The sequence below is a fragment of the Moellerella wisconsensis ATCC 35017 genome (genome assembly GCF_001294465.1).
GTDB classification, from domain to species: domain Bacteria; phylum Pseudomonadota; class Gammaproteobacteria; order Enterobacterales; family Enterobacteriaceae; genus Moellerella; species Moellerella wisconsensis.
In genome coordinates this window covers 42,773-65,488 of the sequence record NZ_LGAA01000010.1, presented here as the reverse complement: position 1 = coordinate 65,488, position 22,716 = coordinate 42,773, and the positions used below count along the sequence as shown (strand labels likewise).

At 40.2% G+C, this 22,716-nt stretch carries 18 protein-coding genes and 1 other annotated feature; of the genes, 5 read left to right on the top strand and 13 right to left on the bottom strand.

Features of this window, described 5'->3' with window-relative positions; translation table 11 throughout:
* Window positions 1-58 precede the first annotated feature (58 nt).
* The 3 genes from thrC to thrA are packed head-to-tail and all read right to left on the bottom strand — an operon-like array spanning window position 59 to window position 4,746.
* The gene (thrC, locus tag M992_RS05155; protein ID WP_053907626.1) at window positions 59-1,351 is read right to left on the bottom strand and encodes a threonine synthase; all 1,293 of its coding nucleotides are present in this window, start codon (window positions 1,349-1,351) and stop codon (window positions 59-61) included.
* 3 nt (window positions 1,352-1,354) lie between these two features.
* Window positions 1,355-2,284, bottom strand: coding sequence for a homoserine kinase (thrB, locus tag M992_RS05150; protein WP_053907723.1), 930 nt, complete (start codon window positions 2,282-2,284; stop codon window positions 1,355-1,357).
* Between the two features lie 2 nt (window positions 2,285-2,286).
* Window positions 2,287-4,746 (bottom strand): bifunctional aspartate kinase/homoserine dehydrogenase I, encoded by a 2,460-nt coding sequence (gene thrA / locus M992_RS05145; protein ID WP_053907625.1) that lies wholly within the window; start codon window positions 4,744-4,746, stop codon window positions 2,287-2,289.
* A 25-nt stretch (window positions 4,747-4,771) separates the two neighbouring features.
* Window positions 4,772-4,895: a sequence feature (Thr leader region), on the bottom strand.
* A 677-nt stretch (window positions 4,896-5,572) separates the two neighbouring features.
* Between thrA and arcA the strand changes: the two genes are divergently transcribed.
* Window positions 5,573-6,289, top strand: a complete 717-nt coding sequence (arcA, locus tag M992_RS05140) for a two-component system response regulator ArcA (protein ID WP_047255060.1) — start codon at window positions 5,573-5,575, stop codon at window positions 6,287-6,289.
* Window positions 6,290-6,364: 75 nt separating this feature from the next.
* On the opposite strand, the gene creA is transcribed toward arcA, so the two are convergent.
* On the bottom strand, window positions 6,365-6,844 hold the full coding sequence (gene creA, locus M992_RS05135) for a protein CreA (protein ID WP_053907624.1): 480 nt from the start codon (window positions 6,842-6,844) through the stop codon (window positions 6,365-6,367).
* A gap of 188 nt (window positions 6,845-7,032) precedes the next feature.
* Here creA and robA point away from each other — a divergent pair, with 188 nt between their 5' ends.
* A complete protein-coding gene (gene robA / locus M992_RS05130) occupies window positions 7,033-7,926 on the top strand; it encodes an MDR efflux pump AcrAB transcriptional activator RobA (RefSeq protein WP_053907623.1) in 894 nt (297 codons plus the stop codon).
* A 209-nt stretch (window positions 7,927-8,135) separates the two neighbouring features.
* Here the strand turns inward: robA and gpmB are convergent, their stop codons facing one another.
* Window positions 8,136-8,783 (bottom strand): 2,3-diphosphoglycerate-dependent phosphoglycerate mutase GpmB, encoded by a 648-nt coding sequence (gpmB, locus tag M992_RS05125; protein ID WP_047255057.1) that lies wholly within the window; start codon window positions 8,781-8,783, stop codon window positions 8,136-8,138.
* Window positions 8,784-8,834: 51 nt separating this feature from the next.
* On the opposite strand from gpmB, the gene yjjX reads away from it, so the two are divergent.
* Window positions 8,835-9,371, top strand: coding sequence for an inosine/xanthosine triphosphatase (gene yjjX / locus M992_RS05120; protein WP_047255056.1), 537 nt, complete (start codon window positions 8,835-8,837; stop codon window positions 9,369-9,371).
* A gap of 80 nt (window positions 9,372-9,451) precedes the next feature.
* Here yjjX and trpR read toward each other — a convergent pair whose 3' ends face one another.
* Window positions 9,452-9,772: a trp operon repressor gene (gene trpR / locus M992_RS05115; protein ID WP_053907622.1), complete on the bottom strand. Its 321-nt coding sequence runs from the start codon at window positions 9,770-9,772 to the stop codon at window positions 9,452-9,454.
* Between the two features lie 71 nt (window positions 9,773-9,843).
* On the bottom strand, window positions 9,844-11,760 hold the full coding sequence (gene sltY / locus M992_RS05110; protein ID WP_053907621.1) for a murein transglycosylase: 1,917 nt from the start codon (window positions 11,758-11,760) through the stop codon (window positions 9,844-9,846).
* A 508-nt stretch (window positions 11,761-12,268) separates the two neighbouring features.
* On the opposite strand from sltY, the gene ettA reads away from it, so the two are divergent.
* A complete protein-coding gene (gene ettA, locus M992_RS05105) occupies window positions 12,269-13,936 on the top strand; it encodes an energy-dependent translational throttle protein EttA (protein ID WP_053907620.1) in 1,668 nt (555 codons plus the stop codon).
* 76 nt (window positions 13,937-14,012) lie between these two features.
* Here ettA and nadR read toward each other — a convergent pair whose 3' ends face one another.
* The 3 genes from nadR to serB are packed head-to-tail and all read right to left on the bottom strand — an operon-like array spanning window position 14,013 to window position 17,651.
* Window positions 14,013-15,245 carry a multifunctional transcriptional regulator/nicotinamide-nucleotide adenylyltransferase/ribosylnicotinamide kinase NadR gene (gene nadR / locus M992_RS05100; protein WP_047255052.1) on the bottom strand — a complete coding sequence of 411 codons (1,233 nt, stop codon included), beginning with the start codon at window positions 15,243-15,245 and terminating at the stop codon, window positions 14,013-14,015.
* Between the two features lie 13 nt (window positions 15,246-15,258).
* Window positions 15,259-16,644 (bottom strand): DNA repair protein RadA, encoded by a 1,386-nt coding sequence (gene radA / locus M992_RS05095; protein ID WP_047255051.1) that lies wholly within the window; start codon window positions 16,642-16,644, stop codon window positions 15,259-15,261.
* 29 nt (window positions 16,645-16,673) lie between these two features.
* Complete coding sequence (serB, locus tag M992_RS05090) at window positions 16,674-17,651, bottom strand: phosphoserine phosphatase (protein WP_047255050.1); 978 nt, start codon at window positions 17,649-17,651, stop codon at window positions 16,674-16,676.
* A 181-nt stretch (window positions 17,652-17,832) separates the two neighbouring features.
* Here serB and M992_RS05085 point away from each other — a divergent pair, with 181 nt between their 5' ends.
* On the top strand, window positions 17,833-18,609 hold the full coding sequence (locus M992_RS05085; protein ID WP_072165921.1) for an AhpA/YtjB family protein: 777 nt from the start codon (window positions 17,833-17,835) through the stop codon (window positions 18,607-18,609).
* A gap of 535 nt (window positions 18,610-19,144) precedes the next feature.
* On the opposite strand, the gene deoD is transcribed toward M992_RS05085, so the two are convergent.
* The 3 genes from deoD to deoA all read right to left on the bottom strand — a co-directional run bounded on the left by deoD (window position 19,145) and on the right by deoA (window position 22,714).
* Entirely contained in the window at window positions 19,145-19,861 is a 717-nt protein-coding gene (gene deoD, locus M992_RS05080) for a purine-nucleoside phosphorylase (protein WP_053907618.1), read from the bottom strand.
* Between the two features lie 137 nt (window positions 19,862-19,998).
* Window positions 19,999-21,222 (bottom strand): phosphopentomutase, encoded by a 1,224-nt coding sequence (gene deoB, locus M992_RS05075; RefSeq protein WP_053907617.1) that lies wholly within the window; start codon window positions 21,220-21,222, stop codon window positions 19,999-20,001.
* 169 nt (window positions 21,223-21,391) lie between these two features.
* On the bottom strand, window positions 21,392-22,714 hold the full coding sequence (deoA, locus tag M992_RS05070; protein ID WP_053907616.1) for a thymidine phosphorylase: 1,323 nt from the start codon (window positions 22,712-22,714) through the stop codon (window positions 21,392-21,394).
* Between the last annotated feature and the right edge of the window lie 2 nt (window positions 22,715-22,716).

Below are 22,716 nucleotides of genomic sequence, written 5' to 3'. Positions count from 1 at the left end.
TACACTATATGCTATAAACCATAAAAAAACGGAAGCATTTAGCTTCCGTTTTTACTGATTATTTATTCGCAACTTTCATCAAAAAATCACGTAACTGGCTAAAATCAGCCGGTAAATAATGTGACAACAATGGCAATTCAGCGCGCTCCGCCAATGCCTGTGGCAGCGGTAATGTTTTTTGCAAAATAGCTTCTACGCTCTCTTTAAACTTGGCTGGATGAGCTGTTCCTAAGAATAACCCATATTCGCCAGCTTGCAGTTGATTACGCAGAACATGATAAGCGACCGCAGCATGTGGCTCAGAAAGATAACCTTTTTTATCTAATTCACGTACCGTTTCTTTTGTTACTTCATCAGTAACTGCGCCATGAGCTAACTCACTCAATGACCAGCCTTTGCGCTGGAATAACTCTTCAATACGCGGCCAGTTGTTCGGCTGGCTAACATCCATGGCATTAGATAATGTCGCTATGGTTTGATGTGGCAGCCATTTTCCATTTTCTAAATAACGCGGCACAGTATCATTAACGTTAGTCGCTGCAATAAAGCGTTTAACAGGTAAACCCATGGCTTTAGCCAATAAGCCCGCGGTTAAATCACCAAAATTACCACTTGGAACTGAAATAACTAACTGTTCACGTTTATCTTCAGCTATTTGTGAGACAGCTTCAAAGTAATAACAAATTTGTGCTAATAAACGACTGATGTTAATAGAGTTAGCTGAGTTTAGATGTACCGCTTTTTTTAATTCTTCATCATCGAACGCTTGTTTTACTAACGCTTGGCAAGCATCAAAATCATCTTTAACTGCTACGGTGTGGATGTTTTCACCCAGCGTGCAGAATAATTTTTCCTGTAATGGGCTAATTTTGCCCTCTGGGTAAAGGATAACAACACGAACGTTATTTAAACGATAAAACGCATGTGCTACCGCGGCTCCAGTATCACCTGATGTGGCGGTTAAAATTGTTACCGGCTCATTACCCGCAACTTGTGTCAGCATTTGAGCCATGAAACGGCCACCAAAATCTTTAAATGCTAATGTAGGTCCATGATATAGCTCTAGACTCGCCACATCATTCTCAACTTCAACCACTGGCGCAGGAAAAGCAAACGCAGTTTTAACTCGCTCAGCTAATTGCTCCGCAGGAATTTCATCGCCAATAAAAGCAGATAGAATGCGGCTACTGCGTGTGACAAAATCTAATTTTAATAATTGATTAATTTCATCACGGCTAAATTCTGGCAGATCTTGAGGAAAAAACAGCCCTTGTTGTCTGCCTAACCCTTGTTTAACCGCCTGCGCAAAACTGACTTGTTCACTATTATCTTTTAAATTATACAGTTTCATTATTTACCCTATTGTCCTTGCGCCTGCGAGATCCAGACGGCAGATATGCACAAATCCTTCATCATTTTGAACGTAATTTTGTTCCAGCCACTCAGCCATTGTTTCAGCGGTTTGTTGATCATTACAAATAGCAAATAATGTCGGCCCTGAACCAGAAATCCCACAAGCCAATGCACCAATTTCACGTGCGGCTTCTCTTGCTTGTGCAAACCTTGGCAATAATTGAGTTCGGTATGGCTCGGCAACCACATCTTTAATCATGCTTACGGCTAATTCTGGCTGCTGAGTATGACAAGCATGAATAAAACCGGATAAATAACGCCCATGATTAATAATATCTTTACGCGAATAGCTGTCTGGTAAAATTGCACGCGCCTCTGCCGTGGAAACTTTAATTCCAGGATAAGCCATAACCCAGAACCACTGTTCGAAGGCGGGTACAGGTTGTGAAATAATTCCATTTTGTTCGAGGATCAGCTGTAAACCGCCCAAATAACATGGAGCCACATTATCGTAATGAACGCTGCCTGAAATTCGCCCTTCAAGTTCACCCATCATTTCTAACAGTGTGGTTTCGTTAAACGGCTTTCCCGCATATTCATTTAATGCCATTAATCCAGCAACAACGGAACAAGCACTTGATCCTAATCCCGAGCCGATTGGCATATTTTTTTCTAATATCATTTCAACATTCAATGTGTTGCCAAGCCGCTCACAAAATAATTGCCAGCATTGATAAACGATATTGTGTTCAGGTTTTTTAGGGAGTTTACTAACAAAGCGCCCTTCATTTTTTAGTGAGAATCCATCGGCTGATTTGACGGTAACACAGTCACCTAATAACGTGCCATCAATCGGAGAAACTGCTGCACCCAGCACATCGAATCCGACACTGACATTCCCAATTGATGCTGGCGCATAAACTTTAACCACTTTTAAACCCCCAGTTTCCACGATAAAGTACGTAATACATCAGCAAAAACACCGGCTGCTGTGACATCATTACCCGCACCATAGCCTCTCAGCACTAACGGGATGGGTTGATAATAGCGTGTATAGAAGGCTAAGGCATTCTCACCGTTTTTAACTTTAAACAGTGGATCGTTGCCATCTACAGCAACCATTTTAACCTGACAACGCCCTTCTTCAATCATACCAACATAACGCAGCACTTTCTCATCCACTGCTGCTTGGTGAAGTTTGTCTGCAAACTGTTGATCTAATGAAGGCAAACGGGTCATAAATTCAGCAACATCGCCACTGCTATCGAAATCAGCCGGTAATACCGGTTCGATATTAATATCGTCTAATTCTAATTTATAACCCGCTTCACGGGCGAGGATAAGTAATTTACGCGCCACATCCATTCCCGAAAGATCATCACGAGGATCGGGCTCAGTAAATCCTTTTTCTTTAGCTAATAACGTAGCTTCAGATAACGACATGCCTTCATCTAACTTACCAAAAATAAAGGATAATGATCCTGATAGTATTCCACTAAAATGGACTAATTCATCCCCGGCATTTAATAAATTTTGTAAGTTTTCAATCACCGGTAATCCCGCACCGACGTTAGTATCATAAAGGAACTTACGTTTTGAATGTTCAGCTGCTACGCGCAATTGATGATAATAATCCATGCTCAGAGTATTGGCTTTCTTGTTTGGAGTAACGACATTAAAGCCATCTTGCAAGAAGTTAACGTACTGCTCAGCAATCGCCTGATTAGAAGTACAATCAACAATAACAGGGTTCAAGAAGTGATATTCACGCTCTAAACGAATTAAACGGCTTAAACTAAATGGCTCAGAAGCTTCTGTCAGCGCAGATGCCCAGTGACTCAAATCTATCCCTTGCATATCTGTTAGCATAGCTTTTGAATTAGCAATCCCACAAACACGCAAATCGATATGTTTTTGGCGTAACCATTGCTGCTGACGATGAATTTGTTCAATCAATGCGCTACCCACGCCACCGACACCAACAATAAAGACTTCAACTACTTGCGCTGTATTGAACAGCATCTGATGACATAAGCGTACCGCAGTCGTTCCCGCTTCATTAGCAATAACCGCAGAAATAGAACGCTCTGATGACCCTTGAGCTATCGCCACAATATTAATATTACCGCGAGTTAATGCCGCAAAGAAACGGGCTGAAATTCCTTTCAAAGTACGCATTCCGTCACCAACAACCGAAATGATCGACAGCTGTTCCATAACATCCAGCTCGTCTAATAGACCGTCTTTTAGCTCCAGATAAAATTCTTCTTCCAACGCTAAACGCGCACGTTTCAATTCATTTTGTGGCACACAAAAACTGATGCTATATTCAGAAGATGATTGCGTAATTAACACGACTGAGATGCCTTTACGTGACATGACAGAAAAAATACGCGCAGCCATACCGACCATGCCTTTCATACCCGGCCCAGATACGTTGATCATCGCCATATTACTGAGATTAGTAATCCCTTTAACTGGCGTACTGTCATCTTTTTGTCCATCTCCAATTAATGTTCCAGGAGCGGATGGATTAGTAGTATTTTTGATCAGACAAGGAATTTGGAATTGAGCAATTGGAGCAATAGTGCGGGGATGTAAAACTTTAGCGCCAAAATAAGAAAGTTCCATTGCTTCTTGATAAGACATGCCCTTTAATAATCGGGCATCAGCAACAACTCGTGGGTCACAAGTATAGACTCCATCAACATCCGTCCATATTTCACAGCAATCAGCACGCAAGCAAGTTGCTAATACTGCGGCCGAATAATCTGAACCATTACGGCCAAGAACAACTAATTCGTTTTTCTCATTTCCTGCAGTAAATCCTGCCATTAAAATTATATGATCAGAAGGAATATTTAATGCAGAAATACGTTGTGTTGATTCACTTATATCCACTGCCGATTCTAAATAATGCCCTTTCGCGAGTAAACTTTTCACCGGATCTATTACAGTTACTTTATGGCCACGGGCAGTTAATACTGATTCCATAATAGCGATAGATAGTTTTTCACCACGGCAAATAATAGTAGCATTGATGCTGTCTGGGCATTGACCTAGAAGAGAAATACCATGCAGTACTTGTTTAATTTGGGCGAATTCGTTTTCAGTGAGTTTTTTGAGTCGTTCGTAATCAAAACCAGGCTGCTTATCGCGTAAACCTGTTAATAACGTATCGAAGATCTGCTCAGCATCATTCACATGAGTAATGACATCTTTACCTTCTACTGTTTTTTCAATCATTGCCACCAAATGATTGGTAATTTTTGCCGGTGCAGAAAGCACCAACGCGACCTGTCCATCTTCAAGTTTACTTTCCGCAATCTCAGCAACGTTTAATACCCGTTGATCATTTGCGACTGAAGTTCCGCCAAATTTTAATACTCGCATGGTATTTATCTCCTGATCCTTGCCTCAAAAAAAAGCCCGCATCTTATTGGATGCGGGCTTTTTTCATTTGTTTTTTAAGATGCGTCAGCCCGCCCCGTTACCTGTGGTTTCGGTGGTGGTTGTAATAATAATGGTTGTCAGGCCGATTGTGCGCATAAATTCCTGTCTGTCTATTGAGTCGTTAACTTCTACCCTATACTGGTTAAAGCAATCAGCATAAATTGTCAAATTGTTAGCTATTTTCAAGCTCAATATCAATCGACAAATTACAGTAAATATACCAACTTCTGATTTTAAAAAATATTCATCGTCGGTAATATACTAAAAAACCAATATAAACAACTAAGTTAGCTTAAATAACAAAAATATTTAACTTTAATTTAAATGTTGATAACTTAAGCACATTAATGTTCAATAAATAACCATGAAATAGTCCCCGAAAAGAGAACCAAAAAACCTAAATTTCACACTCGTTAGCTCTACTTTTATGATAAAATTTATATTTATTTATCATAATTTACACATCGAAAACTTTGTTAACGTGCTACAATTAATTTTGATATGTATCAATAAAAGTTATTTTTTTAGGTGGTAAATGCAGTATTAGCTGTTATATTGCTGTTAACAAAACCATGCCATAAAATATCTATATTTATCCTTACTTCCTATAGAATAAAATATAGTAGTATTCAATGCATTGGTGTTTTGTAATACAAGATTAATAACTTATGTCAGGTTTTTGGTTCCCAAAAAGAATAAATAACTCATTCACTAAAAACATAACTTAAGTCTACGATTTCTATTTTTAAATATTTAGGTAGCAACTATGCAAACCCCTCACATTTTAATTGTTGAAGACGAGATTGTCACACGCAATACACTCAAAAGCATTTTTGAAGCAGAAGGATATATTGTTCACGAAGCTACTGATGGCGCTGAAATGCACAATGTATTATCTGACCATGATATTAATCTGGTCATTATGGATATTAATTTACCCGGTAAAAATGGTTTATTACTGGCTCGTGAATTACGTGAACAAGAAAGTATTGCATTAATGTTTTTAACTGGCCGTGATAACGAAGTTGATAAAATTCTCGGCCTAGAAATTGGTGCTGATGATTACATTACTAAGCCGTTTAATCCTCGCGAATTAACTATTCGTGCACGTAACTTGCTTTCTCGTACGATGAATTTAGCAGGTAATAGCGAAGAGCGTCGCCAAGTAGAAAGCTATAAGTTTAATGGCTGGGAATTAGACATTAACAGCCGTTCATTAGTTAGCCCAGCTGGCGAGCACTACAAGCTGCCACGCAGTGAGTTCCGTGCCATGCTGCATTTCTGTGAAAATCCGGGCAAAATTCAAACCCGTGAAGAACTGCTGAAAAAAATGACTGGCCGTGAGCTTAAACCTCATGATCGTACAGTTGATGTGACTATTCGTCGCATCCGTAAGCATTTTGAATCGACACCAGACACACCAGAAATCATCGCGACTATTCACGGTGAAGGCTATCGTTTCTGTGGTGATTTAGTCGAATAATATTAGTCTAAATCATTTTGATATAAAAATAACCGACGCTGATATGACCAGCGTCGGTTATTTTTTTATTCAGGTTTAATGCCAAGGAATGATCGGTACGGCACTTAATGCGTTATCCGGGGAGCCTTCAATAACTTTATCTGAATAAGTAAGGTAAATCAGAGCATTGCGTTTATCATCATAAAAACGCACTACCTGCAATTTTTTGAAAACTAAGGATGTCCGTTTTTGAAATACCACTTGTCCTTTTTTAGGCGAGCGTTTAATCCGATCAGTTAATGTAATCGGCCCAACCTGCTGACAAGAAATCGCTGCATCTGCAGTATCTTCGGCTAAACCAAGCCCGCCTTTTATACCACCGGTCTTGGCTCGACTAATATAACACGTGACATTCTCAACATCAGGATCATCAAATGCTTCGACTACAATCTTATGGTCTGGCCCAAATACTTTAAAAACAGTATCAACAGAGCCAACAACTTCAGCATGAGAAATAGCTGGCAGAGCACTTAATATCACTGCTAAAAATAAGTTTTTTACATGAAGCAATCGCATACTGTTTTCTCTCTAAATATTTTTTAGCCGAATATCCAGCAGATAAATAACGTAGTGAATAATAACCTACTGAACAATAGTATAGAATTAAACGTATTTACTATAAACGAAAAAGCTAACTTGATATAGAATAGCGGATTGTTAATCACCTATATCAATTTTTCAGGTCTAATTGACTAGGAATATATATGGATCAGACCAATATTATTCGTGATCTTCTCCGCTGGTTGGATGAAAATCTAGACAAACCCCTTTCGCTAGATAATGTCGCCGCTAAAGCGGGATATTCCAAATGGCATTTGCAACGAATGTTCAAAGAGATCACTAATCAAGCGATTGGTTCCTATATTCGTGCTAGGCGTCTTTCTCGTGCGGCTGTTGCGTTAAGGCTTACTAGTCGCCCAATTTTGGATATTGCTTTGCAGTATCGTTTTGATTCACAACAAACCTTTACGCGTGCTTTTAAAAAACAATTTAATATTACACCAGCATTATACCGCCGTAATGAAGAGTGGTGTGCCACGGGTATTTGCCCGCCGATAATTCTCGATGAGCGCCCTCATGCTGAACCTGAGTTTGTTAATTTACCTGAAAAACAATTACTTGGTTTCGAACAAAGTTGCAGTTATGCCCTGGAAGAATGGTCGACAGCCTGCTCTAAAATGCGCCATGATTTTTGGCATTATTATTTAAGTCATACTACCGTCGTTCCTACAGAAGTTTTTGGTTTACATCATGTAGTGCATAATTCAGAGCATGACGATGATCAAACAGTATTTTATACCACAGCGGTAGAGCCTAAAAATGCAGATTTGAATAATGATAAATACCGAGAAATTAATTTACCGGGCGGTGATTATGTGAAATTTGGTTTTAGAGGGGAACCTACACGCCAGAATCTGCAAGAATTTTTGCATATGATCTACGGTGTGTATTTGCCACAACTAAAATTAACTCGTCGATCGGGCTATGATATTGAACATTATATTTTAAAACCACTGTCTCCTGAAGATATGGAGAATGCTGATCCTAAACATCATATCGCGGCTTTTGATTACTACGTGCCAATAAAACAGTACTAATTAAAAAACAGTTCTAATAAAGCGGTTATAGTAGAATGAAAATATATCGATGAAAATACCATTATCTAGAAATAACGCGTATAAAATAGACATCCATTCAAAAGTAGCGTAGTTAAAATATCAATAATATCATCAACTACTGATATTTCAGGCCGAGTTCTATCAATTGAAATCGGCCTGAAACATCACATTAGCAGATAAAATATAATTTACGCTTGCTGTTCATCCAGTGCTGGCTGGGTTAAATGTGTCACTTCACCAGCAGTTTCAACAATCCAACCATTTGCTAACCACGGACTATTTTGATAATCAACCCGCGATATTGAACAGTTACGTAAACGCAAACGACGTTCCGAATGAGCTGGAACTCCGAGAATTCGGCTAAGTAATGCGCTTAATGCAATTCCATGACTAACCAATAATGGGCGACTTCCCTCGGGTAAATTACGGCAGTTTTCTAATGCCGCAAACATACGAGTAGCCAACTCATTCATTGATTCACCTTCAGGAATTCGTCCGTCAGGCGTACCATCAATCAGGCTTTTACGCCATAATTCTTCGGTTTCAGTAAGAGAATCGATATCGCGTTGCTCTAGTACTCCCATGTTTAATTCACGTAAACGAGGATCGGCAATCACTTGGCAATCACATTGTTGTGCAATTATTTGTGCAGTTTCGCGTGTGCGCCCCATATCACTAGTGATAATATGCGTTATACCTTCGGATTTTACTCTTTCCGCAACCTGCCTGGCCTGTTGTTTCCCGGTTTCAGTTAAAGGACTGTCGGACTGACCCTGAATACGGCGAGCCACGTTCCATTCGGTTTCGCCATGGCGAACAAGATAAACCTGTAACATAGATTTGTTCCGTAATTACTTCGCGATATATGTTCAAAGGAAAAATAATTAATGTATCAAGTTATAGCTGCAACGACTAATCCTGCCAAAATAAAAGCGATTACCCTTGCTTTCGATGCTGTATTTGGACCAGGCAACTATCAAATTGAAGACATCAACGTCGATAGCAGCGTTCCACAACAACCTCTCGGTAATAATGAAACACGCACAGGCGCAAGACAACGCGTAATGGCGTCACGTCAAGTTCGCCCTGAAGCTGACTTCTGGGTGGGAATTGAAGCAGGGGTTGATGAAGATATGACTTTTGCTTGGATTGTCGTCGAACATAAACAAATTCGAGGAGAATCACGTTCTGCAAGTTTAATGATACCGGAGAAAATCCTAGCAGGAATTCGTGAAGGTCGCGAGCTAGGTGATGAAATGGCAGATTTAACCGGAATTGATAATATCAAACAGCAAGGTGGCGCAATAGGGTTCTTCACCAATGGTTTATTAACCCGCACAAGCGTATACCAACAAGCGCTGATACTTGCACTGGTTCCCATCAAGCATGAAATTTATAAAGAGCTTAACCAGATAGAAGATTGATTATACCCAAAAAATAAACTAAAAGGGGCATTGTTTGCCCCTTTCTCGTAAAATTTAGCTTAATTTATTGATAAAACTAATTATTTAAGCAACTGTTCTTCTAACCAGTTTTTCACGTCTGTCGGTGCTGATTTCAAGCTATTTGAACCACGAGTTATCGTTGCAATCCCGACACCAAGCTCAGATTTTAACTCCCGCTGGCTCATTTCTCCACGCATTAATTCCTGAATAATACGTACGCGAGTTGCTAATGCCGTACGTTCATCAGGAGTTAATAACAGTTGCAGAACTGGATGCTGTAGATCTTGCTCAAAAGCATGCTGAAGTAACCGGACAAAGCGTTGCCAGTCATCGTTTTCATCAACCATCAGCGCTGGATCATTAAGGTGATTTGCTGCCATGTTATTCCGCCATACTATTCAACTAGTACAAATCATAACATAAAAGCACACAAATCACCGCATTTCCTACTTTAATAACGCATTAACCACTCTGAATTAGTCAGAACATTCGCTTTTTGATGCAAAAAATTCTTATAAAACAAATCGTAAGCTAATACATTTTTAACATAGCCTCGGGTTTCAGAGAACGGAATACTTTCAATAAATGCCACGGCGTCCAAACGCCCTGCACTATTATTAAGCCAACGATTCACTCGCGATGGACCGGCATTATACGCCGCGCTAGCTAAGATACGGTTATTACCAAACTGTTGATAAACCGACTCTAAATAAGCAGTACCAATTTCGATATTTTTAATCGGATCAACTAACTGACTACTATTCACATAGCCGCTAATCCCTTGAGTATCAACAGTATGCTTTGCAGTAGCTGGCATAATTTGCATTAAACCTGTTGCTCCAACCGGTGAACGTGCCTGAGGATTCCAAGCACTTTCTTGGCGAGCAATCGCCATCGCATAACTTTTATCGATACTTTTATTTTTAGTATAACGATCAAATTCAGATCCCCAAGCTAATGGAAATCGCTCTTCTAGATGATCCCAAAGTTTGGCACTAATCGTAGCCTGAACGCTTAAATCGGCCCAATTTTGTTGCAATGCATAGCGGGCAAGTTGCTCTTGTTTATTGGCTGGCTGAGTTGAAACTAAATTAATCCATTCATTTCTTGCCTGATTATCCATTTCCCAATACATCAATTCACGAATACGATTAATTTCAGGCAATGAAGCTATACTGCTATCAGGTTGTTCAGCAGCCTTGATATATAAAGGATATGTTAGATTAAGTTGCTGTGCAGCAACCATAGGATAAAAGCCTCTTGACTCCATCAACTTACGTAAAATAGCCTCACCTTCAGCTTTTTTACCTTGATCAATCAACGTCATCGCCAACCAATACTGCCATTCCTCTTTGGTTTTACTTTCTTCAGGCAGTCTTTTCAGCCATTGAGCCACGCCCGGTTTATCATTTAAACCTAATGATAAACGAACTCGACGCTCCAATAATGATGCAGAATCAGAATTATTAATCACCTCATCGCGCCATTTTTGCTGCTCAGGAGTCACCTCGCCCATATATTGCCAAGCGACAGATTCACTCATTTGTTGACGCTCTTTAGCATTCATTTTTTGCGCACGAGCAATAGTATTAATCGCTTCTCTCGCCTGATCTGGCGATTGACGAGCAAAGCGGCTAAACGCAGCTAACGTAGCTTCGCGAGTAAAATCAGTCGCTGCAGTTTCGCGCGCGAATTCAGTCACCGATGCCGGATTATTTTGCAATTTAATTAAAGCATCAGAAATAGTTTTATAACTCGCAGGTAAGCGCTTGGCCAAATAACTCGCAATTGAGGTATTTCCACTTTTAATTGCTAAGCTAATACGCTGTAAGATCAATTCGGGGGTTAATTGGCCTTCTTTTTCCCAAGCGTCAAATAACTTATCGCAACTTGATGGCATTGAATTTCCATTCAGCCAAGCTTCTTCAGCGCCCTGCCAAGCAATTTGTTGTTGCCCTGTTACCCAGTTAGCATAGTAATAATTGCATCTTGCTTCTGCTGGCTTGGGCGCTTCGGGGCTAAAAGCCAATAATGCAGACCATTCTTGACGGCGTGCTAATTCATTGACAAATCGAGCTTTAAGCGAGCGTGCTGGCGGTAAATTAGGATGCGTTGCAATAAAATCATTCACTTGCTTGGCGGAGACAATATCCATATCTTGGGATAATTCGCGATACTCTAAATAAGGATATAATGGATAGTCCTGTAAAGTTGGCATTAATCGCTCAACTTCATCCATATTTTTAGCATCCCAAGCCTGTTTAATCGCCTGATAACGTTCACGTTGTTGCGAAAGACTGTCTGCCCAACTGGCTGCTGATACCAGCATTACCGCAGCAGGTATCGCTGCTATCCACCACTTATTCATGAAGCACCGCTCCTTATTACCTTGATATTTATACCGTTAACCTGAAAATGATTTTAATTTTTTCGCTAACAACAATAATTATCCATCACTTTATCAAATATTTATCTATTTGCATGTGATTATTCAATACTTTAAGACGATGATTAACACTGCTCACTCTAAGTTTACGGCGTTTAACCAGAATAATTTAGCTAATAACAATAAAATACCACATCTCCCATCATCAGCTCATAATCAGTTCTTAAATAAGTTTAAGCACAATCATAAACAAACGACTAAACCCAGCATGATAGATAGGATAAAAGAATAAAAAAGGCTAAACTATCAAGCAAACAAGTTTATCCAATTAGTGATAATCAGGTTATTGCTGATAGCTGATATTGGTTAATCAGTATTCTGCTGACTTAGAATAGTTATAAGTTAAAGAAAGAACTGATAAAAATCATATAATTCATTTAATTAGCGATAGCAAAAACGATAACTTTTAGAAATCATAGGGTATATAAAATTGGCTCAATACGTTTATTCTATGCACCGCGTGGGGAAAGTTGTCCCACCTAAGCGGCATATTTTAAAGAACATCTCTTTAAGCTTTTTTCCGGGAGCAAAGATCGGTGTTTTAGGTCTTAACGGGGCAGGTAAATCCACCTTACTGCGCATTATGGCGGGTATCGATACAGATATTGAAGGTGAAGCGCGCCCGCAACCAGGAATTAAAATTGGTTACCTGCCACAGGAACCTAAACTTAATTTAGAACATACCGTACGTGAAGCGGTCGAAGAAGGCGTTAGCGAAGTTAAAAATGCGCTGAATCGTCTGGATGAAGTGTATGCGGCTTATGCAGATCCTGATGCTGATTTTGATCAATTAGCCAAAGAACAAGGTCAATTAGAAGCCATTATTCAATCACACGATGGCCATAATCTGGATAACCAGTTAGAGCGCGCGGCAGATGCACTTCGCTTACCTGCTTGGGATGCCCAAATTAAACATTTATCTGGGGGTGAACGCCGTCGCGTAGCAATTTGTCGTTTACTGTTAGAAAAACCAGACATGCTGCTGCTCGATGAACCAACTAACCACTTGGATGCTGAATCCGTCGCTTGGTTAGAACGCTTCTTACATGATTATGAAGGTACTGTTGTGGCAATTACCCATGACCGTTACTTCTTAGACAATGTCGCTGGTTGGATCTTAGAGCTTGACCGTGGTGAAGGTATTCCATGGGAAGGTAACTATTCTTCTTGGTTAGAGCAAAAAGATAATCGCTTGGCGCAAGAAGCCTCTTCAGAAGCGGCTCGCCGTAAATCTATCGAGAAAGAACTTGAATGGATCCGTCAAAATCCAAAAGGCCGCCAAGCCAAAGGCAAAGCCCGTTTAGCTCGTTTCGAAGAACTTAATAACGTTGAGTATCAAAAACGTAACGAAACTAGCGAGCTGTTTATTCCACCAGGTCCACGTTTAGGCGATAAAGTTCTCGAAGTTGAGAATCTGAGCAAATCGTATGACGATCGTATGCTGATCGATAACCTGAGCTTTGCTATTCCTAAAGGAGCGATTGTCGGTATTATCGGTCCGAACGGAGCGGGTAAATCAACATTGTTTCGCATGATCTCCGGTCAAGAACAACCAGATTCAGGAACCATCAGTTTAGGTGACACGGTTAAAGTCGCGTCAGTTGATCAGTTCCGTGATGAGATGGACGACAGCAAAACCGTCTGGGAAGAAGTATCTAACGGCCAAGATATTATGCGTATTGGCAATTTCGAACTGCCAAGCCGCGCTTATGTCGGTCGATTTAACTTTAAAGGAACAGACCAGGGTAAGCGCGTAGGAGAACTCTCCGGAGGTGAACGGGGTCGTCTGCATCTCGCCAAACTGTTACAAGTTGGCGGTAACATGCTGTTATTAGATGAGCCAACCAATGACCTAGATATCGAAACTCTGCGTGCGCTGGAAAACGCCTTATTAGAATTCCCGGGCTGTGCAATGGTCATTTCCCATGACCGTTGGTTCCTTGACCGTATCGCAACGCACATTATTGATTATCAAGATGAAGGTAAAGTCGCGTTCTTCGAAGGTAACTTCACCGAATATGAAGACTTCAAAAAACGCACTCTGGGCGCGGAAGCACTTCAACCACATCGCATTAAATACAAAAAAATGATCAAATAATTATTATTTTGACATCTTGTTGATAAATATAATTAAAACGGCACCTTCTGGGTGCCGTTTGTTGATTCAAAATAACTTAATTTTCCATCATTAATAGCTGTTGGACTAACTCTACACAACGTAAAAAACGCGTATCATAATCAGGAGAGTCCACATGCACAAAATCGACATTATTTTTATTTAGCATTTCAATCAGTAAGGTTTGAAATGTCTGGCGATCTTGATCGCTTCCTAAGCTGCGTAATCCATCTGCCACCCACGGAGTATTATTCTCTAATAAAATAACCAAATCAAAACGATACTCATCAATGAGTGCTTGAACAAACGGATGTTCTTTACCTTCATAGCGTTTGCAGAAAGCCTGTGTGGTAATAAAATCAGTATCAATAAAAGCAACTTTATTTGCATATTTAACTGCAAAATCAATATATTGAGCGTGACCCAATGCAATTTTATCGTAATCTGAGTATTGCAATGCCATTTCATCACCGCCAAGGTGAGAAAAAACATAATCCCGACCGAATTCCCACGCACTGGTAGTATTGAAAATATTGGCTAATTTATTGACTAAAGTTGATTTTCCACTCGATTCTCCACCTAAAATCGCTACTTTTCGCACAAAGAATGGCTTAACTTCAGTTGGAATGTATTCCCAATATTTAAACGGCGCCTGCCGGATTTGGTGGCCACTAATATTCATAAAACTACGTTCAGGATCTATCAACGTGGTTTCAATACCCAAGTATTTTTTATAGCGTGGCGCATCGTTTTTTTCGCCCGAATAAATATAACTTGGGCGAATATTTTTCTGCTTAAGAAACTTATGCATTCCTTCGCTCCACACTTGCCAACCGTGCGGATAGGGTTCAATACCTTTTTCATCAAATAAATGGATATGAATATTTTTCTGATATTTAAAAGTTTGTAATAACCAACGTAAGCGATCGCTCACTGTTGGCTGCTGTGACATCGAGCTGTTAAGGAACAGATTTTTATCCCGCGGCTCATCATGGCAAAGGATTACATGTAATTCATCGACCTGACTACAAGCACGTTGTATCAGATAAATATGGCCCGTATGTAAAGGATAAAATTTACCAAAAACCACTCCGACCACTTTCTCTTTTTGTGGGTATTCCAAACCAAGAAAACGGTGCAAAGCAGCTATTTTTTGGGCGCTTGGACTTTTGATTTTATTATTAATTAGCTGACTCAAATAACCTTTAGTCATCTCGCTAGCATCGGCAACTTGTTGTAAGGTATAACCTGTCTGCCTAATCGCATCTTTTAAATAATCAAACTCTGCCATCAGTCCCTCCGATTCAGTCAAATTCTTCCATTACGCTGAGTGCATCAGCAAGTTTTTTTACGCCGTACACTTTCATGTTCGGTAAGGGCTTTTTAGGCATATTAGCATAAGGCACGATGGCGCGTTTGAACCCATGTTTAGCCGCTTCAGAAATACGTTCTTGTCCACTAGGAACGGGGCGAATTTCACCGGCTAAACCAACTTCGCCAAATACCACTAAATCCCGTGGTAGAGGTCTATCACGAAAACTAGACACTAAAGAGAGTAATAAAGCTAAATCCGCACTAGTTTCAGTGACTTTTACCCCACCAACGACATTGACGAATACGTCTTGATCCGCCATCAATAATCCACCGTGACGATGCAGCACGGCCAATAAAATAGCTAAGCGATTTTGTTCTAAGCCAACAGCAACACGACGCGGATTAGACATCATTGAATGATCCACTAGCGCTTGGATCTCAACCAATAAAGGTCGCGTGCCTTCCCAAACTACCATGACCGAACTGCCAGAAGTAATTTCTTCGCCGCGACTCAAAAATATAGCAGAAGGATTGCTAACCTCTTTAAGTCCTTGCTCTGTCATGGCAAAGACCCCCAGCTCATTCACCGCCCCAAAACGATTTTTATGGCTACGTAAAGTTCTGAACCGTGAATCACCATCGCCATCGAGCATTACTGAGCAATCGATGCAGTGCTCCAATACTTTAGGGCCAGCTAATGAACCATCTTTGGTGACATGCCCGACCATAACGATTGCTACACCTCGGGTTTTGGCAAAGCGTGTTAAATAAGCAGCTGTTTCTCTGACCTGCGCCACGCTCCCCGGGGAGGATTGAATATCAGCCATATGCATGACTTGAATCGAGTCGATAACCATTAATTTAGGGTTTTCTTGTTCTGCTGTTAAGCAGATTTGTTCGATACTGGTTTCCGATAACATATTCAAATTATCGGTCGGTAACCCTAAACGATGGGCTCGCATCGCCACTTGCTGCAAGGATTCTTCACCAGTGACATACAGAGTTTTCATTTGTGCCGATAACTGACACATCGTCTGTAACAATAACGTACTTTTCCCTGCACCAGGATTTCCACCGATCAATATGGCACTCCCGGGGACAACCCCTCCCCCTAACACGCGGTCAAACTCTTTAAATCCAGTCGAAAAGCGAGGGACTTCTTCTAAGCTAATTTCAGAAAGCTTTTGTACTTTACTGATACCGCTATTACCCGCGTAGCCAGTAAATCGATCATTACGAGCCGCTGCTGGGCTGGCCGCTAAACGGATTTCTGTAATGGTATTCCACGCATTACAGGCAGTGCATTGCCCCTGCCATCGAGGATAATCTGCACCGCATTCATTACAGACAAATGCTCGTTTTGCACCTTTTGCCACAACCTGCTCCTATTTTTTATAAAATTAGCTTAACGTTCTTCGTGTTTTAGTCCACCACTGAGCACACATAATACGCCCATTAAATCGGCATGACGGATAGCGACTGCGGCACGTGCATAGACTTTTGGCTTAGCATGGTAGGCGATACCTAATCCAGCTTTGCGGATCATTTTTAAATCATTTGCACCATCACCTATCGCGACCGTTTGTTCTAGCGGAATGTTGAGCTGCTCGGCCAATTTAATCAGCGTTTGGGCTTTATATTTGGCATCGATAATTGGTCCTTTCACTTTTCCAGTTAGCTTGCCAGCTTTTACGTCAAGCTGATTAGCCACTGCCGCCACTAATTTTAATCGTTGACGCAAATCATCGGCAAAAAAGGTAAATCCCCCCGAAGCTATTGCTACATGCCAGTCCATAGCTTGTAATTTACGTACTAAGCTGGTTAAGCCGGGCATCAAAGGCAGTGTTTCTAAGACTTGATGTAAGATATTGGCATCAGCACCTTCTAATAAAGCTACCCGAGCGCGTAAACTTTCAGTAAAATCTAATTCGCCTAACATAGCGCGTTCTGTTACTTCGGCAACTTGTTCACCAACACCCGCTAAGCGTGCGATTTCATCAATACATTCAATCTGAATCGCCGTTGAATCCATATCCATAACTAATAAACCTGGGGAACGTAAACGTGGAATTTTCCCTAATGGAACCACATCCAATTGGCATTCATCGGCTAATTTTTTAATTCGGCTATTTAGGCTTCCGGCAATTCTAACCACTTGATAATCATCAATTCGCCAAGAAGATACAATCACAATTGCAGCGCCTAGACGTTGTTGAAAATTACTGATTCGAGTTTTATCTAGCCCACGGCCATATAATAGCCAACCACTGTCGCCTGCGCGATAATCCAATGGCATAACCTCTTCCCCAGTGAGTGACAGAGGTAATCCTGGCCATTTTTGGATCTCGTCGGGTAAATAACAATAGGTTAAACTTGTTGACATGAAAACTTGCTCCTGTAATCCTCACTGCCCTATTTTAGGAAAATGGTGGTTAGCCATTAATAAAACTGCGCTTCAAACTACCCTATCTATCTAACCTCTGGCAACATATACCCGTGATACTTCACGCTATGGGCTCATTGTCGATAGCGGCTATAATGGCAAAACAACAGTGAAAATGTGAATGATGATCCAGACAAAATTGTCTTTTCGACTGCATAAATCAGTAATTATTATTACCTGTATTGCGCTTATCGCGCTATTAATGCAAAGCGTATCCTATATCAGCCGTATTCATTATCAGGCGCGAATCGATCAGTTTAAACAGCTGTCTCATACACTTGCTGAACAAGTGGCGTTTAGCTTATCCGATTATATTGTCGACGGCAGTAAAGATTTTAATCGTGAGGTGATTATCGCTAATCTGGATAAAATGACCTCCAATAGTCGGATCCTCGATGCCAGTGTTTATCTTAATAATGGGACTCTTATCGCTGAATCAGGGGAAAACGTTCCAATCAAATCGCGTTTAGCTATTGATAATGCAAATAATCAACATCCATTTCAATATCAATTGGTTGTGCCTATCCCTGATGCAGTTCATCCCAAAGGATATATGCGTATGACCATCGATACTCAACAATTATCAACCGAAGCCCAGCAAGCAGATAATACCACTAATGTTTTACGTATGTTTATGCTGTTAACTTTTGCTACTGGATTTGTTTTGGCTAATACATTATTCCGTTTAAAACATAAAAAAGGACAAAAATTACCTTTCCCATTGATGGAAGATGACGATCTGACTGAAAACCACCTAGAGCCACAAGCTAATAGTGAACAAAAAATGGCTATGAAAAAAATAAAAAAAGAATCAAAGAAATCACGGGCTCATCGTGATAAATACCATCATGCGGCAAAACATAAGCCCAAGAAACCAAATGTGAAAAAAGTGGAGTAGTAATTCTATCTTTTCGACAATCTATCAATAGAGACAAAATATATAAGGATTTATCTTAAAAAAACAAAATCAAATAAGATAAATCCACTTGTCACAACAAGATAAAAATAAACATTTAAATCAATTAATTACAATAAAAAAAAGACCAAGGTATTAATGTGATATTTTTTCACTCAGATTTATCACTGGGTTAACTTATTAAATGTGTTAGTTTTAAGTTATTATGCTATAAATTTAACTATTTTAATTTTTTATTCTTAACAAAGTAAAACCCAAAATTAATCCTACGAAAATATTTGCTTAACAAAGAATATATTATTGTTTATGCTACTTAACAGAGAGGATGATGCGATTTAATTCATTATCCATTATAGGATTTAATGAATTAGGCTAGGAAGCCATACAAGGATGTATAAACAAGGACGTACTCTCTACCTACCTTTTTATTCCTCTGCTTTTTTTTCCTATTTTTTCTATAAAAAACCCCAACAAAAGTCAGGGTCTTTGCATCAAATATGTGTCTTGAGACTAGAAATTATTTATCACCCAATAAAACAGAATCTAATGCAATTTCAATCATTTCATTGAACGTAGTTTGACGCTCTTCGGCAGTTGTTTGTTCACCGGTTTTAATATGATCAGAAACCGTACAGATAGTTAATGCCTTCGCACCATACTCTGCTGCAACGCCATAAATGCCTGCAGCTTCCATTTCCACACCCAGAATACCGTATTTTTCCATCACTTTGAACATATCAGGATCTGGAGAATAGAATAAATCTGCTGAGAATAAGTTACCAACGCGCACCTTGATATTTCTAGCTTTTGCCGCTTCAACTGCATTATGTACTAAACCATAATCAGCAATAGCCGCGAAATCATGATTTTTAAAACGTTGACGGTTAACGTTAGAATCAGTACATGCACCCATACCAATAACGACATCACGTAACTTAACATCATCCATTACCGCGCCACATGAGCCCACACGAATGATAACTTTAACACCAAAATCTTTAATTAATTCAGTTGCATAAATAGAGCATGAAGCAATACCCATACCATGCCCCATTACTGAAATTTTACGGCCTTTATAGCTGCCGGTAAAACCAAGCATACCGCGAACATTATTAACCTGGCGAACATCATCTAAAAAGGTTTCAGCAATATATTTTGCGCGCAGTGGATCGCCTGGCATCAAGACAACATCTGCAAAATCACCCATTTCTGCATTAATATGTGGGGTAGCCATTATTATTCCTTATTATTTAATCAATTAACACTGCATAACTTGGCATAGCCTTGCGTTGCAGCCGTTCTGATAATGATGACAAAAGCATGCGACTAATAATAATCAATCGCATGCTTAATGAAATTATTTAGCACAAATTAAAACATTACTTTGCCATAATCCATCGGAGATAGGTCAAAATAATTAGCTACCGTTTGACCTATATCAGCAAAGCTTTCACGGTGGCCGAGAGAGCCAGCTTTGATTTTCGGACCATAAACTAATACTGGAATATGCTCGCGAGTATGATCGGTGCCCGGCCATGTTGGATCACAACCATGATCTGCGGTCAAAATCAGCATATCTTCGTCTTTTAGCTGCGCCATCAATTCAGGTAAACGACGGTCAAATAATTCAAGTGCTGCCGCATAACCCGCAACATCGCGACGATGACCATAAGCAGAATCAAAATCGACAAAGTTAGTAAAGACGATCGTTTTATCGCCAGCTAATTTCATTTCTTCTACGGTGGCGTCAAATAATTGATCTAATCCAGTCGCTTTGACTTTTTTAGTGATACCTACATGGGCATAGATATCAGCAATTTTACCGATAGAAACCACTTCACCTTGTTTCTCTTCAACCAGTTTTTGTAACATAGTTGGTGCCGGTGGTTTAACCGCATAGTCATGACGATTACCCGTACGAGCGAAGTTACCTGCTTTATCACCAATAAATGGACGTGCAATTACACGGCCGATGTTATAGCCACCTTTGGTCAGCTCTTCACGGGCAATTTCACACAGTTCATACAGTTTATCTAAACCATAAGTTTCTTCATGGCATGCAATTTGGAATACGGAGTCAGCAGAGGTGTAGAAAATTGGTTTACCGGTTTTCATGTGCTCTTCACCCAAAGCATCCAGAATAACCGTACCCGATGAATGACAGTTTCCTAAATAACCTGGCAGATTAGCGCGTTTAACTAAAACATCCAGTAATTCTTGTGGGAAGCTATTTTCTTCGTCTTTAAAATAACCCCACTCAAACAGCACCGGAACACCTGCAATTTCCCAGTGGCCTGATGGTGTATCTTTACCTGAAGAGAGCTCACTCGCGTAGCCATAGGCACCAATAACTTCAGCATTAGCATCTAAACCTGCTGGGAACTGACCACATGATTCTTCTGCGGCTTTACCTAAACCTAATTTAGTTAAATTAGGTAGGTTTAATGGACCCTTACGGCCAATATCAGCGTCGCCACGCGCACACGCATCTGCAATGTGGCCTAGTGTATTTGCGCCAATATCACCAAATTTGTCGGCATCACCTGCGGCACCAATACCAAAAGAATCCAGTACCATAATAAATGTACGTTTCATAATACTCTCCTGCGCTATACTTTTATGAACATCATCTTCTTGAACATCAAAAGCATTTCGCTGATAAATTCAATACGTCTTACCTATTATACTCGAGGTTAAATATTATAGAGTTGCAATACCACTATTTGCCTACTACAACTCTATTTTCGAACATAACTAGGCAATATTATTCACTAATCTGACGATAAATCATTGGATTAGCTGGCGCAGCCTGCTGTCCCAGAGTTATTGCATCACGAACTTCTTGTGCTGCTGCCTCCCATGATTTTTCATCGTTAGCATGGATCATCGCTAATGGTGTTTTGCTATCAATTTTAGTACCAAGTGCAGCAATATCACTTAGACCAACACTGTAATCAATCGCATCAGTCGCTTTACGTCGACCGCCACCTAAAGTCACCACAGACATGCCTAGTGCACGGGTATCCATTGCAGTAATGATACCTTCAGCTTGGCTATAGACAGGTTTGCTTAATACCGCAGTTGGCAGATACTTAGCATAATTTTCAACAAAATCTGTTGGGCCTTTTTGCGCCGCAACCATACGGCCAAACACTTCAGCCGCTTTACCGTTATCTAATACTGCTTGCAGTTTTTCACGCGCTTGTTGACGGTCAGATGCTAAATTAGCAGAAACCAGCATTTCAACACACAATGCCATGGTAATTTCAAACAGACGTGGATTCCGATATTCACCGGTTAAGAATCGAACTGCTTCACGAACTTCAACTGCGTTACCTGCACTTGAAGCTAAAACCTCGTTCATATCGGTTAATAGTGCGGTTGTTTTACAACCGGCACCATTAGCAACTTGCACAATAGATTCAGCCAATTCAGTCGATTTTTCATACGTTGGCATAAATGCACCAGAACCAACTTTAACGTCCATGACTAAGGCATCAAGCCCTTCAGCTAATTTTTTACCTAAAATAGAAGCCGTAATTAATGGGATAGCATCAACCGTTGCTGTAATATCTCTAGTCGCATAAAAACGCTTGTCAGCAGGTGCTAAAGAATTGGTTTGACCAATAATTGCGACGCCAACATTTCTGATAATATCGCGGAAACGCGCATCATCAGGAAAAATATCAAAACCAGGAATTGCTTCGAGTTTATCCAAGGTCCCACCGGTATGGCCCAAGCCACGACCAGAAATCATCGGCACATAACCACCACATGCAGCAACCATTGGACCCAGCATTAGCGAAGTCACGTCACCGACGCCACCGGTAGAATGTTTGTCTACAATTGGGCCGTTAAGATTAAGTGATTTCCAATTTAATACGCTGCCTGAATCACGCATAGCCAAAGTTAATGCAACGCGCTCGTCCATAACCATATCATTAAAATAGATAGTCATTGCTAAAGCGGCAATTTGACCTTCAGACACCGAGTTGTCGCGAACACCGTTAATAAAGAAACGAATTTCTTCTTCGCTGAGTTGTTTGCCATCACGTTTTTTACGGATAATTTCTTGTGCTAAAAACAAAA

Coding starts and splice junctions, on each gene's coding strand:
- creA (WP_053907624.1), bottom strand. CDS start 6,844: ATGCGATTGCTTCATGTAAAAAACTTATTTTTAGCAGTGATATTAAGT.
- trpR (WP_053907622.1), bottom strand. CDS start 9,772: ATGGCAGCAAATCACCTTAATGATCCAGCGCTGATGGTTGATGAAAAC.
- serB (WP_047255050.1), bottom strand. CDS start 17,651: ATGTCAACAAGTTTAACCTATTGTTATTTACCCGACGAGATCCAAAAA.
- thrC (WP_053907626.1), bottom strand. CDS start 1,351: ATGAAACTGTATAATTTAAAAGATAATAGTGAACAAGTCAGTTTTGCG.
- deoD (WP_053907618.1), bottom strand. CDS start 19,861: ATGGCTACCCCACATATTAATGCAGAAATGGGTGATTTTGCAGATGTT.
- robA (WP_053907623.1), top strand. CDS start 7,033: ATGGATCAGACCAATATTATTCGTGATCTTCTCCGCTGGTTGGATGAA.
- nadR (WP_047255052.1), bottom strand. CDS start 15,245: ATGGCAGAGTTTGATTATTTAAAAGATGCGATTAGGCAGACAGGTTAT.
- yjjX (WP_047255056.1), top strand. CDS start 8,835: ATGTATCAAGTTATAGCTGCAACGACTAATCCTGCCAAAATAAAAGCG.
- arcA (WP_047255060.1), top strand. CDS start 5,573: ATGCAAACCCCTCACATTTTAATTGTTGAAGACGAGATTGTCACACGC.
- gpmB (WP_047255057.1), bottom strand. CDS start 8,783: ATGTTACAGGTTTATCTTGTTCGCCATGGCGAAACCGAATGGAACGTG.
- deoB (WP_053907617.1), bottom strand. CDS start 21,222: ATGAAACGTACATTTATTATGGTACTGGATTCTTTTGGTATTGGTGCC.
- M992_RS05085 (WP_072165921.1), top strand. CDS start 17,833: ATGATGATCCAGACAAAATTGTCTTTTCGACTGCATAAATCAGTAATT.
- sltY (WP_053907621.1), bottom strand. CDS start 11,760: ATGAATAAGTGGTGGATAGCAGCGATACCTGCTGCGGTAATGCTGGTA.
- thrA (WP_053907625.1), bottom strand. CDS start 4,746: ATGCGAGTATTAAAATTTGGCGGAACTTCAGTCGCAAATGATCAACGG.